Consider the following 13,502-nt stretch of genomic DNA (forward strand, 5'->3'; position numbering starts at 1 on the left):
CCACCGCGCACCTCCGGGGAGTGGAATGTCCTGGTCTCAGCCTCCCTCCGACGCCGGTGGCTGTCCAACGGTCCGGCCCGGTCGGTGGCCCGATGCCTCCGACAGGAGGAATCGCGTCAAAGTGACGGTTACTCTTGGCGTGTGCCTCAGATTCGCATCGCCCTGAACCAGATCGACTCCACCGTCGGGGACCTCGCCCGCAACGCCGAGGCGGTCGTGCACTGGACCCGCCACGCGGCGGATCAGGGCGCGCACCTCGTCGCCTTCCCCGAGATGATGCTGACCGGCTACCCCGTCGAGGACCTGGCCCTGCGCCCGTCGTTCGTCGAGGCCAGCCGGAACGCGCTGACCGCGCTCGCCGCCCGGCTGGCCGACGAGGGGCTGGGCGAGGTGCCCGTCGTCGTCGGTTACCTGGACCGCGCCGAGCACCACAGCACCCGCTACGGCCAGCCCGCCGGCGCCCCGCAGAACGCCGCGGCGGTGCTGTACCGGGGTGAGCCGGTGCTCAGCTTCGCCAAGCACCACCTGCCCAACTACGGGGTCTTCGACGAGTTCCGGTACTTCGTGCCGGGCGACACCCTGCCCGTCGTACGGGTGCACGGCGTGGACGTGGCCCTCGCCATCTGCGAGGACCTCTGGCAGGACGGGGGCCGGGTGCCGGCGGCCCGCAGCGCGGGCGCCGGGCTGCTGCTGGCCGTCAACGCCTCCCCCTACGAGCGGGACAAGGACGACACCCGGCTCGACCTGGTGCGCAAGCGCGCCCAGGAGGCGGGCTGCACGACGGCGTACCTGGCCATGATCGGCGGCCAGGACGAGCTGGTCTTCGACGGCGACTCGATCGTCGTCGACGCGGGCGGGGAGGTGCTGGCACGGGCCCCGCAGTTCGCGGAGGGCTGCGTCCTGCTCGACCTGGACCTGCCGGCCGCGGCCGCCGAGGCGCCCTCGGGCACGGTGGACGACGGGCTGCGCATCGAGCACCGCACGCTGAGCGCCGAGCCGCTGCCCGCCTACGCGCCGGAGGTCACCGGGGAGATCGCCGAGCGGCTCGGGGACGAGGAGGAGGTCTACACGGCCCTCGTCGTGGGGCTGCGGGCCTACGTCGCCAAGAACGGCTTCCGCTCGGTCCTCATCGGGCTGTCCGGCGGCATCGACTCGGCGCTGACGGCCGCCATCGCCTGCGACGCGGTCGGGGCCGAGCACGTGTACGGCGTCTCGATGCCCTCGCGGTACTCCTCGCAGCACTCCCGGGACGACGCCGCCGAGCTGGCCCGGCGCACCGGGCTGAACTTCCGCACGGTGCCGATCGGGCCGATGTTCGACGCGTACAAGGCATCCGCCGAGCTGACCGGGCTGGCGGAGGAGAACCTCCAGGCCCGGCTGCGCGGAACGCTGCTCATGGGCCTGTCCAACCAGGAGGGCCACATCGTCCTGGCTCCCGGCAACAAGTCCGAGCTGGCCTGCGGCTACTCCACGCTGTACGGCGACTCCGTGGGCGCCTACGGGCCCATCAAGGACGTCTACAAGTCGACCGTCTTCCGGCTGGCGCGGTGGCGCAACCAGGCGGCGGAGGAACGCGGCGAGACCCCGCCCATCCCGGAGAACTCCATCGCCAAGCCGCCCAGCGCGGAGCTGCGCCCCGGGCAGGTGGACGCCGACTCCCTGCCGGACTACGAGGTGCTGGACGCCGTCCTGGAGCTGTACGTCGACGGCGACCAGGGCGCCGCGGAGATCGTCGCGCGCGGTCACGACCCAAAGCTGGTGACCCGGGTGCTGCGGATGACGGACACCGCCGAGTACAAGCGCCGCCAGTACCCCCCGGGCACGAAGATCTCCCCGAAGGGCTTCGGCAAGGACCGGCGGCTTCCCATCACCAACGCCTGGCGCGAGTCCGCGGCCGGCGCCCGGCCGTCGTCCGGCGGTCCCCGGGTGACGTGACGCGGGGCTGCCGGGCCCGGCCGGCCCGGCCTCCGGCGCCCACCGGCCTCACGGTGGGCGCCGGAGGCGTCACAGACGCACCGAGGCGGCGACGGGCAGATGGTCGCTTCCGGTCGAGGGCAGCGACCAGGAGGCCACGGGCTCCAGGCCGCGCACCATGATCTGGTCGATCCGGGCCATCGGGAACGACGCGGGCCAGGAGAAGCCGAAGCCGTCCCCGGCGGCGCCCTGGGTCGAGCGCATCTGCGCCGTCACCGGGGCCAGCGCCCGGTCGTTCATCGTGCCGTTGAGGTCCCCGAGCAGCACCACGTGCTCCAGCGGTTCCCGGGCGATCGCCCGGCCCAGCTGCTCGGCCGCGTCGTCCCGCTGCCCCGCGGTGAACCCGGCCCTCAGCTTCACCCGCACCGAGGGCAGATGGGCCGCGAACACCGCGACCTTCCCGTCGGGGGTGTCCACCGTCGTCCGCAGGGCCCGCGTCCAGCCGATCTTGATGTCCACCGGAGCGGTGTCCGAGAGCGGATAGCGGCTCCACACCCCGATCGTGCCCTTCACGACGTGGTACGGATACGCCTCGGCGAGCGCCCGCTCGTAGACGTCGGTGGATCTGGCGGGCAGCTCCTCCAGCGCGAGGACGTCCACCTCGCTCGCCACCAGGGCCTCGGCGGTGCCCTGCGGGTCCGCGTTGCCCGCGTCCACGTTGTGGGTCAGGACGGTCAGGTCGGCGTCGCCGCTCGTGCTGGACTTGGCGGTCAGCAGCCCCCCGAACAGCCCGGTCCACACGACGGCGGGCAGCAGGAGCGCCGCCAGCGCCGTCATCGAGCGCCGCAGAAGGGCGCAGCCGAACAGGACGGGCACGCCGAGACCGAACCAGGGCAGGAAGGTCTCCACGAGCGAACCGAGGTTGCCGACGGCGTTCGGAACCCGTGCGTGCAGGGCGAGCACGACCCCGAGCAGCACGGCCAGGACGGCCAGGACCAGGCCGCGGCGCCAGATTCCCGGGCCGCGCCAGTCCCGCCAGTCGCGCCAGCCTCCGCGGGAACGGCGTTCCGCGGCGCCGGGACGCTCGGCGGCCGGCTCACCCTCGTCCGCCGCGGCGTCCGTGTGCGCCGTGTCCGCCCGTGCCATGCGTCGTCCTCACTGCCGGTGGTCCAGATCTCTTCCGTTCCCGCCGTCGTCGGAGCTCGCACCCTAGGCGATCATCGCTCCCCGGTGGGAACCGCCGTACGGCCGACCTTCGGTGACCGTACTGCCAGAAGGACGACCACGTACACACGAGCAGTTCCGCAGGTCGGGAACCAGCCGGATTCCGTCGCTCCGCCTCACGCGTCCCGCCTCCCGGGCACCGGGCCGCTGTGACGCTCGCCCCGCTCCCCTTCCCCGTGCCGGTGACAGGTGCCACTATGGACAGCGATCCGGAGACGCCGTCAGGGCGCTTCGAGACGACACCTTCAGGAGCCCATGCCATGACGCATGCCCACACGGCTGCCGACAACGGTCAGGCCGTCAAAGCGCTGTACGGCGGCAGCCAGAACCGCCGCCTCACCGTTCGGGACCTCGCGACCGCCAAGGAGCGCGGCGAGAAGTGGCCCATGCTCACCGCCTACGACGCGGTCACGGCCTCCGTCTTCGACGAGGCGGGCATCCCCGTCCTGCTGGTCGGGGACTCGGCCGGGAACTGCCACCTCGGCTACGACACCACGGTCCCCGTCACGCTGGACCAGATGGCCCTGCTGTCCGCCGCCGTCGTGCGCGGCACACGGCGCGCCCTCGTCGTCGGCGACCTGCCCTTCGGCTCCTACCAGGAGGGCCCCACGCAGGCGCTGCGCAGCGCGACCCGGCTGGTCAAGGAGGCCGGCGTCGGGGCGGTGAAGCTGGAGGGCGGCGAGCGCTCGCTGCCGCAGACGGAGCTGCTGGTCTCGGCCGGCATCCCCGTCATGTCACACCTGGGCCTGACCCCGCAGTCCGTGAACACCATGGGCTACCGCGTCCAGGGGCGCGGGGACGAGGACGCCCACCGGCTCCTGCGGGACGCCAAGGCCGCCCAGGACGCCGGCGCCTTCGCCCTCGTCCTGGAGATGGTGCCCGCCGAGCTGGCGGCCGAGGTCACCCGCTCCCTGCAGATCCCGACGGTCGGCATCGGCGCGGGCCCCGAGTGCGACGCCCAGGTCCTGGTGTGGACGGACATGGCGGGCATGACGGGCGGCCGGGTGCCGCGGTTCGTCAAGCAGTACGCACAGCTGCGCGAGACCCTCGGCGGCGCCGCGAAGGCCTTCGCCGAGGACGTGGCGGGCGGCGCGTTCCCGCAGGAGGAGCACACCTTCCACTGACGCGCGCGTCCGCAGGACCTGTCGGACCCTTCCGGCACACCGCCCGGCCCGTCGGCGGCGGCCCCTCCCCCAGGCCGCCCGCCGACGGGCCGCGGCCTGTCGGCGGGCTCGCGCGGGGCCCGGTGGGCCTGGGCTCAGTGGGCCGCGCCGGGGATCAGCGGGCCTGGGCGGGGGCGGGGCTCAGTGGGCCTGCGCAGCGGCCTCGCGCTCCATGCGGGCCTTGCGCCAGTAGAAGTAGGCCATGTTCGAGGACGCGCCCGCCATCAGCAGCCACACGACGCCGAGGAAGCTGCCGTGGACGAACGACAGCACCGCGGCGGCCGTGGTGAGCACGAAGACGAGCACGGCGAACAGGGCGATGCGGGGCATGGGGCGGAACTCCAGGTTCAGGGGGTCGGGACGGCGGGCACGGCCCCCATTGTCCCCCATGCCCCGGCGCGCTCAGATGTCGGTGAGCCGGACGCCCGCGTGGGCCTTGTAGCGGCGGTTGACCGAGATCAGGTTGGCGACCAGGGACTCGACCTGATGGGCGTTGCGCAGCCGCCCCGCGAAGACTCCGCGCATGCCGGGGACGCGGGAGGCCAGGGCCTGGACGATCTCGCAGTCCGCCCGCACCTCACCCAGGACCATCACGTCCGTCTCGATCCGCTCGACGGCCGGGTCCTGGAGCAGGACGGCCGACAGGTGGTGGAACGCCGCCGTCACCCGCGACTCGGGCAGCAGCGCCGCCGCCTGCTCCGCCGCGCTGCCCTCCTCAGGGACCAGCGCGTAGGCGCCCTTCTTGTCGAAGCCCAGCGGGTTCACGCAGTCCACGACGAGCTTTCCGGCCAGCTCGGCGCGCAGGGACGTCAGCGTCTCCGCGTGCCCCTCCCAGGGCACGGCGACGATCACCACGTCGCTGCGGCGGGCGCACTCGGCGTTGTCGGCGCCGTCCACGCCGGGCCCCAGCTCCCCGGCGGCGGAGGCGGCGCGTTCGGCCGAGCGGGAGCCGATGACGACCTTCAGCCCGGCCCGCGCGAACCGGTAGGCCAGGCCGCGCCCCTGGTCGCCCGTGCCGCCCAGCACACCGACGGTGAGCGCGCTGACGTCCGGGAGCTCCCAGGGGTCCTTCCTGGCGGTGGGCTGTGCTGCGGGCGGGCCTGCGGGCTTGGCTGCGGGTTCAGTCATGCCCCGATCCTGCCAGGCGCCGCGGCGCGTCCGCCTACCGGTCGGTAGGCCGGTGCGGCGCGGCCGGGACCGAAATCGCTTGCCGAGAGCCGGAGAACCGGCGGAGCATGGCTGCTCGTGCCGTCGTTCCCGAAGTCCGCCCTGCCCGACCTCGCCCCCTGGCGCGACTCCCGCGACTTCCGCGTCCTGTGGTGGTCGGGGCTGAGCGCAGGGCTCGGGCACGGGCTCACCGCCGTCGCCCTGCCGTTCCAGCTCGCGCAGCTCACCGGCTCACCGGTCGCCGTGGGGCTCATCGGCGTCGTCCAGCTCGTACCGCTCGTCGTGTTCGGGCTCTACGGCGGGGCGCTCGCCGACGCCGTCGACCAGCGGCGACTCATCCTCTGGGCCGAGGCCGGGCTCGCCGCCGTGGCGAGCCTCCTCGTGATCAACGCCCTGCTCCCGGCGCCGCCCGTCTGGCCGCTCTACGCGGCGGCGGCGCTGGGCAGCGCGCTGGCCGGGCTGCAGCGGCCCGCCACCAGCGCCCTCGTCCCCCGCGTCGTGGCCCACCGGCACCTCCCGGCCGCCGCGGCGCTCACCTCGCTGCGCTGGCAGTGCGGCGCCATCGTCGGCCCCTCGATCGCCGGCCTCGTCGTCGCCTGGGCCGACGTGAGCGCCGCCTACGCCCTCAACGCCCTCGCCTGCGTGCTCGCGGTGCTGACGGCCCGCCGCCTCGCGCCCTCGCCCGCGCGACACGACGCCCAGCCGGTGTCGCTGCGCGGCATCGCGGAGGGCGCGGGCTACGCATGGCGGCGCAAGGAGCTCCTGGGCACCTACGCGGTGGACGTGCTGGCCACCTTCTTCGCGTTCCCGATCATCCTCTACCCGTTCCTGGCCGAGGACCTCGGAGCGACCTGGGCGCTCGGGCTGATGTACGCGGCCCTCCCGGCGGGCTCGGCCCTCGTGGGGCTCAGCAGCGGCTGGACGGCCCGCGTCCACCGGCACGGCCGGGCCGTGGCCTGGGCCGCCGCGGCCACCGGCGCCGCCATCGCGCTCGCCGGCTGGGCGGCGGGCACCGGCCAGGTGTGGCTGGTGCTCCTCTTCCTCACGCTGACGGGCTGCTGCGACATGGTCAGCGGCATCTTCCGCCGCACCATCTGGGACCAGTCCGTTCCCGACGCGCTGCGCGGCCGGCTCGCCGGGATCGAGCTGCTGTCGTACTCGGGCGGCCCGCAGCTCGGCCAGCTCCGGGCCGGGACGATGGCCGGGCTGACCTCGGTGCGCACCTCCGTCTGGGCGGGCGGGCTGCTGTGCGTCGCGGGCGTCGGCCTGCTCGTCCTGTGCCTGCCGAAGCTGCTGGCCTACGACGCCCGGACCAACGCCCACACCCGGGCCGTACGCGAGGAACGGGCCGTGGCGGCGGGCCCGAAGGAGGCGGACACCGTGGCCTGACCCGGCGCGTGGCCGGATGCCGGGCCGCCCGCCGGCCCGTGGGCCGACGGAGGGTCAGGCGGAGCCGGGCGGGCCGTCCCGGCCGGGGCCACCCCCGGGGCCCTCACCCCCGGCGTCCCCGTCCGTACCCGGCTCCTCGTCCTCGTTCCAGCGCGGGTCGGTGCGCCACTCCTCGTTGCGCTCCCGGGCCGTCTCCATGGCGTGGGCCGCCGCCTCCCGGCTCGGGTAGGGCCCGAACCGGTCGAGCGCCCCGCACTGCGGGCCTTCCTCAACCGTGCGGTGCTTGAGGCAGTAGTACCACTCGCCGGGTTTGCCCGGTGTGCCGCGCTTGAAGAGAGCCATACCAGCATGCTGCCCCACCTGGGCCGGGGTCACCACGCCCGGCACGGCTAGACTCGTCCGCATGTCCAGCCAGTCGCTCCTCGTCCCCGGCACCCTCTCCCCCCGGCGTACCGTTCCGGCGTCGATCCCGCGCCCCGAGTACGTGGGCAAGGAGGCGCCGACGCCCTACTCCGGCCCCGAGGTCCAGGACGCCGAGACGATCGAGCGGATGCGCGTCGCGGGGCGCATCGCGGCGGGCGCGCTGGTGGAGGCCGCCCGGCACATCGCCCCCGGCACCACCACCGACACGCTGGACGAGGTCGTGCACACCTATCTGTGCGACCACGGCGCCTACCCGTCCACGCTGGGCTACCGCGCCTTCCCCAAGTCGCTGTGCACCAGCGTCAACGAGGTCATCTGCCACGGCATCCCCGACTCGACGGTCCTGCGCGACGGGGACATCGTCAACCTCGACGTCACCGCGTACATCGGCGGCGTCCACGGCGACAACAACAAGACGTACCTCGTCGGGGACGTGGACGAGACCTCGCGACTGCTCGTCGAGCGCACCGAGGAAGCGCTGAACCGGGCCGTCAAGGCGGTGCGCCCCGGCCGGCAGATCAACATCATCGGCCGCGTCATCGAGTCCTACGCACAGCGCTTCGGCTACGGCGTCGTGCGGGACTTCACCGGCCACGGCATCAACAGCTCGTTCCACTCCGGGCTGATCATCCCGCACTACGACGACCCGCGGGCCACCACCGTGATGCAGCCGGGCATGACGTTCACCATCGAGCCGATGCTGACGCTGGGCAGCCACGAGTGGGACATGTGGGAGGACGGCTGGACGGTCGTCACCAAGGACCGCAAGCGCACCGCCCAGTTCGAGCACACCCTCGTCGTCACGCCGACCGGCGCGGAGATCCTCACCCTCCCCTGACGGCCCCGGGGCGAGGGCTCACCCCGTAGCGCCCTCGCGCGATCCTCGCCCGCGGCGGCCTCGTTCGGCCGGGTGAAGGCCGAGAAGCGGGCGCGGGCGAGGCCGACCCCGCGCCGAGGTGGCGGGCGCGGGCGGGTAGGGTGCCGCCTGCGAGGACGGAACCGGGGGCTCGGGGAGGGCACGGGCACATGTGGGCGTGGGTGCGTGCGGCGGCGGTCACGACCGCGCTGGCCGGCATGCTGGTGGGACTGACCGGCTGCATGACGGTGCACGGTGAGACGGCGCTCGTGCCGGCCACCACCAAGGCCGAGGCCGAGAAGGTGCTGGAGAACTTCGTCGGCGTCCGGAACACGGCGCACCGCTCGTTCGACGCCGACCTGAGCACGACCGTCCAGCACGGTCCCCTGGGCGACAGCGAGCGGGCCGCGCTGACCGCGCTGAAGGCCGTGCACCCCGAGGGGGACAAGGAGTTCAAGCCGCTCGAACTGCGGGACGCGGAGTTCCACATCCCGCGGCAGGCGGGCTGGCCGAAGTACTTCCTCGCCTCCGCCCCCGGGCAGGTCGGCGACGTCAGGGCGCACTGGCTGGTGATGTTCTCGCGGGACGGCATCGACGCGGACTGGAAGGCGTCGTACCTGTCCGTGGTCGAGCCGGGCGCCGCCCCCGCGTTCGCCACGGACAAGGACGGCTACGCCCGGCCCCTGCGCAAGGACGCCACGGACCCGCTGGCGGTCGAGCCCGCCCAACTCGGCACGGAGTACACGGAGTTCCTCCAGAAGGGCGAGGGTGAGGTCTTCGCACCCGGCCGCTTCACCACCGAGCGGCGCGAGACGCGTGCCGAGTCCGCCAACCGGCCGGCGGCCCGCAACGAGTGGGCGGACACCCCGGCCGACCCGGAGCGGTACCCGGTGATGGGCCTGTACACGGAGGACGGGGGCGCGGTCGCGTTCTTCGCCGTCCACCAGCACACCAAGCAGACCGTGGCCGAGGGCTACACCCCGACCGTCGACCCGCTCGTCGAACCGCTGCTCAAGGGCGAGGCCCGGCAGACGCTGACCAAGGCGTACCTGTACCAGCAGCTCGTCACCGTGCCCGAGGCCGAGGACGCCCGGGTGGAGTTCCTGGACCAGCGCGCCGGCCTCATCTCCGCCGAGGGGTCGTAGGCCCTGTCCTCGACGGGGCGTCTCTTCGGCGCCCCTCGGGCCGCGCCGCGACGCGCGGAGACGGGCACGGGCACGGTCAGCCCCCGGGGACCACGAGCCCCGTCTCGTAGGCGAGCACCACGGCCTGGGCCCGGCTGGCCAGGTTCAGCTTCGTCATCGCGCGGTTGAGATGCGTCTTGACCGTGGCCTCGGATATGACCAGGCGCTGAGCGATCTGCGGATTGGACAGCCCCCGCCCGGTCAGCCGCAGCACCTCCGTCTCGCGGGCCGTGAGCTGGTCCAGCTCCGGGTGCCCGCCGACGGGCTGCGTGGCCGGGGCCGTGCTCGTGAACGCCTCCACGAGTCGCCGCGTCACGCTCGGCGCGAAGAGGGTGTCGCCGCCGGCCACCGCGGCCACCGCCGTGAGCAGGCGTTCGGGGCCGGTGTCCTTGAGCATGAAGCCGGAGGCTCCGGCACGCAGCGCCCGGTAGACGTAGTCGTCGAGGTCGAACGTGGTCAGGATGAGGATGCGCGGTGCCGGATCCGGCGCGGCGGCCAGGATGCGCCGGGTCGCCTCGATGCCGTTCATCCCGGGCATCCTGATGTCCATGAGGATGACGTCCGGGCGGCACCTCGCGGCCTGGAGCACCGCCTCGGGGCCGTCCGCCGCCTGGCCGACGACCTCGGTGCCGTCCGCCGCCTCCAGCAGCCCCACGATGCCCGCCCGGACGAGGAACTGGTCGTCGGCCACAAGGACTCGGGTCGTCATGGTCCGCGCCAGTCCCCTTCAGCCTTCGGCCCTCTCCTCCGGTGCCGGTGTGGCGGAGGTCGGCAGCGCAAGACTCACCTGGAAACCCCCCTCCGGGCGGGGGCCGATGGTCACGGTGCCACCGTAGAGCTTGGCGCGTTCGCGCATGCCGATCAAGCCGTGGCCCTCGCCGGTCCCGGTTCTGGCCGAATCCGTCCGCTGTCCGTCGTCGGTGACGCTGACGTGCAGGCTGTGCGGCCGGTAGCGGACGCGTACCTCCGCACGGGCGGGGCGTGCGTGCTTCAGCACGTTGGTGAGGGCCTCCTGCACCACGCGGTACGCGCACAGCTCCACGCCGGGCGGCAGCGGCCTGGCTTCGCCCTCGACGATCAGGTCCACGGGCACTCCCCCGGCACGCACCCGCTGGGCCGCCTCCGCCAGCGAGCTCAGCCGCGGCATCGGGGCGTACGACTCGGGGTCCTCGGAGCCCCGACGCAGCAGGGTCAGCATCCGGCGCATCTCCTCGAGCGCCTCGCTCGAGGTGTCCGCGATGGTGTCGAGTGCCCGGCGGGCGGTGGCGGGATCGGTGCGGTAGACGTACCGGGCCAGGCCGGACTGGACGGAGATCACCGACATGTGATGGGCGATCACGTCGTGCAGCTCGCGCGCCATGCGTGCCTGCTCGTCGGCGACCGCCCGGCGCGCCTTCTCGTCCCGCTCCGCCCTGAGGTGCGCGGCGAGCTCCGCCAGCCGCTCGCCGCGCCGCTCGGCCTGGTGCGCCGAGCGGCCGAACCGCACCAGGACCGCCGGGACGACGACGCCCATCGCCCCGGCGGCCGGGACCGAGCCGTGGGGTGAGACGAACGCGGAGTACGTCCAGATCGTGCCGAGTGCCGCGGCGACGGCCGCGGCGACGGCCAGCCGGCGGGCGGCGGCGACGGTGTACAGGGCGAGCAGCGCGGCGAGGCTGTTGACCGCCGGCCAGTATCCGAGCGCGATGTACGCCGTCCACAGGGCGAGGACGCCGGCGGCCACCGCGACCGGGGCACGGCGCCGGAGACACAGCAGCAGGCCGACGGCGGTGGTGAGCGTGTAGCCGACCGGGTCGAGCGGCGGATATCCCTCACGGGTGTCCTGTTGGCCCATCAGCAGCGCACAGCCCAGCATGGCCAACGCGATGCCGATGTCGAGGGCCAGGGGGTGCCTGCGCATCGAAATCCGCGGCAACTGCATCGCCGCAGCGTATCCGGGGTCGGCCGGGCGCGGCGTCACACTTTCGCGGTACCGCCGAAGTCGTGGGGTCCGGGCCGATACCGCGAGTCTCACGCCCCGGCTCCACCCCGTGCCGGACGCGGTGCCGCGCGCCGCGCCCTAGTGTCAGGGCTGTTCACGGGGGCGGCTGCCATAACGGGAGCGGGGGACAGCCGCCCCCGTGACGAGCCGCGGGCGCTTCGGGCGTCCCAGGTGGGTGGGGGCACTCGCCCGCGGCCCGCCTCGTCGTCGGCGGTCGCGTGGGCGCGTGGGCCTGACCTCGCGGCCCGCCCGGAGTCCTCGTCAGGCGGGCCGCCCCCACGTGCCGGGCAGGTGGGGGCGGTGAGGGGGGAGGACGGCTCAGCGGACGGGCCAGGCGGCGGAGCCGTGGGTGTCCTGCCCGGCGGTGGAGTCGGCGTAGGCGGAGCACGCGTCGGTCAGCGCCTCCAGCAGGGTCAGCGGATCGGGCAGGGGACGTTCGGGGGCCCGTACCCAGGCGACCTCGGGGGAGGTGACGCCCGGCAGCCTGGACGGCGGGAGGAGGACGTAACTCCCGCGGCAGTGCCAGCGCATGCCGGGATGCTCGTCCATCGTCTCCGGGTGGCAGTCCAGCTCGCAGGGCCACCACTCGTCCTCGTCCTCGGGGGTGCCGCGGGTGGCGGTGAAGAAGAGCATCCGCTCCTCCCCGAGCACGGCCACCGGGCCCGTCTCCACGCCCTCGCGGTCGAGTCGCTCCAGGGCGGCGCGCCCGGCCTCGTGGGGGACGTCCAGCACGTCGTGGGTGATCCCGGTCGCGGTGATGACGTTGGCCTGGGGTCGGCTGCGGGCCCAGCGCAGAACGGTCTCCGGGTCGCTGCTGGCCTGCGTCAGCCAGGCGAAGGAGACGGGGTGCCGGGCGGGGGTGGGGCAGCCGATGCGTTCGCACGAGCAGCCGTAGCCCTCGGGGTGGGCGGCGACGGCGAGCGGGAACCCGGCGGCGGCGGCGGCGAGCAGCAGGGCCTCCCGGGCGCGGGCCGCCTCTTCGGCCCGGCTCTCGGCGCCGCGCGACCGGCGGCGCAGCCACCCGGAGAGTTTGCTTTCCCGTTCCATCCGCTCTCCTTCGCTGCCGTGGCGCCCACATCCCGCTGAGTCCCGCGAGGACCACTGAATCCTCCGAGGATACGGAACGTCGGGCCATGTCCGGGCATCCGGGGCCATGACCACCGGTTCCATCGGGTCCCGCACCGGATGCGCCCGGGCCCCGCGGTGACCTCGGTCAGGCGTCGCGCGGGCGCAGCCCGGCGAGGACGGTGTCGACGAGCCCGTCAGCGAAGGCGTGGGTGAGCGGGCCGCCGCGGGTGAGCCAGCGCTGGAAGAAGGGGCCGGTCAGCAGGGCGACGGCGAGGTCCAGGTCGACGTCGGAAGCGAGCTCTCCGGCCTCCCGGGCGGCGCGCAGCCGGTCGCGGTAGGCGGCCAGACCCGGATCGGTGAGACGCTCCGCGAACTGCCGGGAGAGTTCGGCGTCGGCGGCCCCGGCGACGGCCAGGGCGCGGTAGGGGGCCTCGAAGTCGGGGTCGTTGAACTCGTCGGCGGTGGCCCGCAGAACGGTCTTGAGGTCGGCGGCGAGGTCGCCGGTGTCGGGCAGGCCCGCGGCGTACTCCGGGTCCTCCACGCGGGCGGTGAAGGCGTCCAGCAGGATCGCCGCCTTGGAGGGCCACCAGCGGTAGATGGTCTGCTTGCCGACGCCCGCCCGGGTGGCGATGGCCTCGATGGTCAGCTTCTGGAACCCGACCTCGCCGACGAGCTCGAGGCTGGCTTCGAGGATGGCGCGCCGCGAGCGCTCGCTGCGGCGGCTGGCGTCGGGGGTGCGCGGGGCTGGCGTCGGAGGCATGGGAACACCGTAGCAACGAAGGAGACGAGACGAACCGTCTTGACGAGACGGACCGTCTCGTCTCATAGTGGATCGCGTCCGGAACACACCGAGTCCCGGACCGGAACGAACGACAACAGCGGCACGAACGGACGACGATCAGGAGGCCCGGATGAGCAAGGGACGCGACGGAAAACTGCTCGGCGTCGGAGGCCGGCGCACCCACCTCTCCCGCAAGGCCCTGTCGGGCGCCGGCGGCACCGGCGGGCCGGGCGGACCGCCGGGGACGCGGGACGTCATGGCGGCCCGGCGGGAACTGCTGCGCAAACTCCGGGAGGAACGCGGGTGACCGCCTGGGGCGCCAGCCACCCGGGGGGTTCCCCGGGGCGGCTGT

The 13,502-nt window shown here is 74.0% G+C and carries 14 protein-coding genes; 6 read left to right on the forward strand and 8 right to left on the reverse strand.

The features are described 5' to 3' along the window. Window positions 1-141 precede the first annotated feature (141 nt). Window positions 142-1,935 carry an NAD+ synthase gene (locus HPT28_RS05475; RefSeq protein ID WP_219089774.1) on the forward strand — a complete coding sequence of 598 codons (1,794 nt, stop codon included), beginning with the start codon at window positions 142-144 and terminating at the stop codon, window positions 1,933-1,935. A gap of 69 nt (window positions 1,936-2,004) precedes the next feature. On the opposite strand, the gene HPT28_RS05480 is transcribed toward HPT28_RS05475, so the two are convergent. Beyond that, window positions 2,005-3,060 carry an endonuclease/exonuclease/phosphatase family protein gene (locus HPT28_RS05480; protein ID WP_219089775.1) on the reverse strand — a complete coding sequence of 352 codons (1,056 nt, stop codon included), beginning with the start codon at window positions 3,058-3,060 and terminating at the stop codon, window positions 2,005-2,007. 338 nt (window positions 3,061-3,398) lie between these two features. Between HPT28_RS05480 and panB the strand changes: the two genes are divergently transcribed. Then, the gene (panB, locus tag HPT28_RS05485; RefSeq protein ID WP_219089776.1) at window positions 3,399-4,262 is read left to right on the forward strand and encodes a 3-methyl-2-oxobutanoate hydroxymethyltransferase; all 864 of its coding nucleotides are present in this window, start codon (window positions 3,399-3,401) and stop codon (window positions 4,260-4,262) included. A gap of 180 nt (window positions 4,263-4,442) precedes the next feature. On the opposite strand, the gene HPT28_RS05490 is transcribed toward panB, so the two are convergent. Together HPT28_RS05490 and npdG are read right to left on the reverse strand one after the other, a co-directional pair. Continuing rightward, entirely contained in the window at window positions 4,443-4,631 is a 189-nt protein-coding gene (locus tag HPT28_RS05490; protein ID WP_219089777.1) for a hypothetical protein, read from the reverse strand. A 72-nt stretch (window positions 4,632-4,703) separates the two neighbouring features. Further along, entirely contained in the window at window positions 4,704-5,429 is a 726-nt protein-coding gene (npdG, locus tag HPT28_RS05495; protein ID WP_219089778.1) for an NADPH-dependent F420 reductase, read from the reverse strand. 117 nt (window positions 5,430-5,546) lie between these two features. Here npdG and HPT28_RS05500 point away from each other — a divergent pair, with 117 nt between their 5' ends. Then, complete coding sequence (locus HPT28_RS05500; RefSeq protein WP_219089779.1) at window positions 5,547-6,857, forward strand: MFS transporter; 1,311 nt, start codon at window positions 5,547-5,549, stop codon at window positions 6,855-6,857. A 54-nt stretch (window positions 6,858-6,911) separates the two neighbouring features. Here the strand turns inward: HPT28_RS05500 and HPT28_RS05505 are convergent, their stop codons facing one another. After that, window positions 6,912-7,199, reverse strand: coding sequence for a hypothetical protein (locus HPT28_RS05505; protein ID WP_219089780.1), 288 nt, complete (start codon window positions 7,197-7,199; stop codon window positions 6,912-6,914). Between the two features lie 61 nt (window positions 7,200-7,260). Between HPT28_RS05505 and map the strand changes: the two genes are divergently transcribed. Both map and HPT28_RS05515 read left to right on the forward strand, forming a co-directional pair. Further along, window positions 7,261-8,118 (forward strand): type I methionyl aminopeptidase, encoded by an 858-nt coding sequence (map, locus tag HPT28_RS05510; protein ID WP_219089781.1) that lies wholly within the window; start codon window positions 7,261-7,263, stop codon window positions 8,116-8,118. Window positions 8,119-8,306: 188 nt separating this feature from the next. Next, on the forward strand, window positions 8,307-9,281 hold the full coding sequence (locus tag HPT28_RS05515) for a hypothetical protein (protein ID WP_219089782.1): 975 nt from the start codon (window positions 8,307-8,309) through the stop codon (window positions 9,279-9,281). A gap of 76 nt (window positions 9,282-9,357) precedes the next feature. Here HPT28_RS05515 and HPT28_RS05520 read toward each other — a convergent pair whose 3' ends face one another. The 4 genes from HPT28_RS05520 to HPT28_RS05535 all read right to left on the reverse strand — a co-directional run bounded on the left by HPT28_RS05520 (window position 9,358) and on the right by HPT28_RS05535 (window position 13,129). Then, complete coding sequence (locus HPT28_RS05520; protein ID WP_219089783.1) at window positions 9,358-10,029, reverse strand: response regulator transcription factor; 672 nt, start codon at window positions 10,027-10,029, stop codon at window positions 9,358-9,360. Window positions 10,030-10,047: 18 nt separating this feature from the next. Further along, window positions 10,048-11,241, reverse strand: a complete 1,194-nt coding sequence (locus HPT28_RS05525) for a sensor histidine kinase (RefSeq protein ID WP_257578074.1) — start codon at window positions 11,239-11,241, stop codon at window positions 10,048-10,050. Between the two features lie 378 nt (window positions 11,242-11,619). Further along, on the reverse strand, window positions 11,620-12,348 hold the full coding sequence (locus HPT28_RS05530) for a bifunctional DNA primase/polymerase (RefSeq protein ID WP_219089784.1): 729 nt from the start codon (window positions 12,346-12,348) through the stop codon (window positions 11,620-11,622). A 166-nt stretch (window positions 12,349-12,514) separates the two neighbouring features. Then, window positions 12,515-13,129, reverse strand: coding sequence for a TetR/AcrR family transcriptional regulator (locus HPT28_RS05535; protein WP_219089785.1), 615 nt, complete (start codon window positions 13,127-13,129; stop codon window positions 12,515-12,517). 151 nt (window positions 13,130-13,280) lie between these two features. Between HPT28_RS05535 and HPT28_RS05540 the strand changes: the two genes are divergently transcribed. Further along, complete coding sequence (locus HPT28_RS05540) at window positions 13,281-13,457, forward strand: DUF6243 family protein (protein WP_219089786.1); 177 nt, start codon at window positions 13,281-13,283, stop codon at window positions 13,455-13,457. Window positions 13,458-13,502 lie beyond the last annotated feature (45 nt).

Origin of the sequence: Streptomyces sp. JJ38, assembly GCF_019303475.1 — a bacterium.
In the GTDB taxonomy this organism is placed as follows: Bacteria; Actinomycetota; Actinomycetes; order Streptomycetales; family Streptomycetaceae; genus Streptomyces.

Bases quoted from the DNA above. Each gene is read 5' to 3' on its own strand.
- HPT28_RS05480 (WP_219089775.1), bottom strand. From the start codon at position 3,060: ATGGCACGGGCGGACACGGCGCACACGGACGCCGCGGCGGACGAGGGT.
- panB (WP_219089776.1), top strand. From the start codon at position 3,399: ATGACGCATGCCCACACGGCTGCCGACAACGGTCAGGCCGTCAAAGCG.
- HPT28_RS05490 (WP_219089777.1), bottom strand. From the start codon at position 4,631: ATGCCCCGCATCGCCCTGTTCGCCGTGCTCGTCTTCGTGCTCACCACG.
- npdG (WP_219089778.1), bottom strand. From the start codon at position 5,429: ATGACTGAACCCGCAGCCAAGCCCGCAGGCCCGCCCGCAGCACAGCCC.
- HPT28_RS05505 (WP_219089780.1), bottom strand. From the start codon at position 7,199: ATGGCTCTCTTCAAGCGCGGCACACCGGGCAAACCCGGCGAGTGGTAC.
- map (WP_219089781.1), top strand. From the start codon at position 7,261: ATGTCCAGCCAGTCGCTCCTCGTCCCCGGCACCCTCTCCCCCCGGCGT.
- HPT28_RS05515 (WP_219089782.1), top strand. From the start codon at position 8,307: ATGTGGGCGTGGGTGCGTGCGGCGGCGGTCACGACCGCGCTGGCCGGC.
- HPT28_RS05520 (WP_219089783.1), bottom strand. From the start codon at position 10,029: ATGACGACCCGAGTCCTTGTGGCCGACGACCAGTTCCTCGTCCGGGCG.
- HPT28_RS05525 (WP_257578074.1), bottom strand. From the start codon at position 11,241: ATGCAGTTGCCGCGGATTTCGATGCGCAGGCACCCCCTGGCCCTCGAC.
- HPT28_RS05530 (WP_219089784.1), bottom strand. From the start codon at position 12,348: ATGGAACGGGAAAGCAAACTCTCCGGGTGGCTGCGCCGCCGGTCGCGC.
- HPT28_RS05535 (WP_219089785.1), bottom strand. From the start codon at position 13,129: ATGCCTCCGACGCCAGCCCCGCGCACCCCCGACGCCAGCCGCCGCAGC.
- HPT28_RS05540 (WP_219089786.1), top strand. From the start codon at position 13,281: ATGAGCAAGGGACGCGACGGAAAACTGCTCGGCGTCGGAGGCCGGCGC.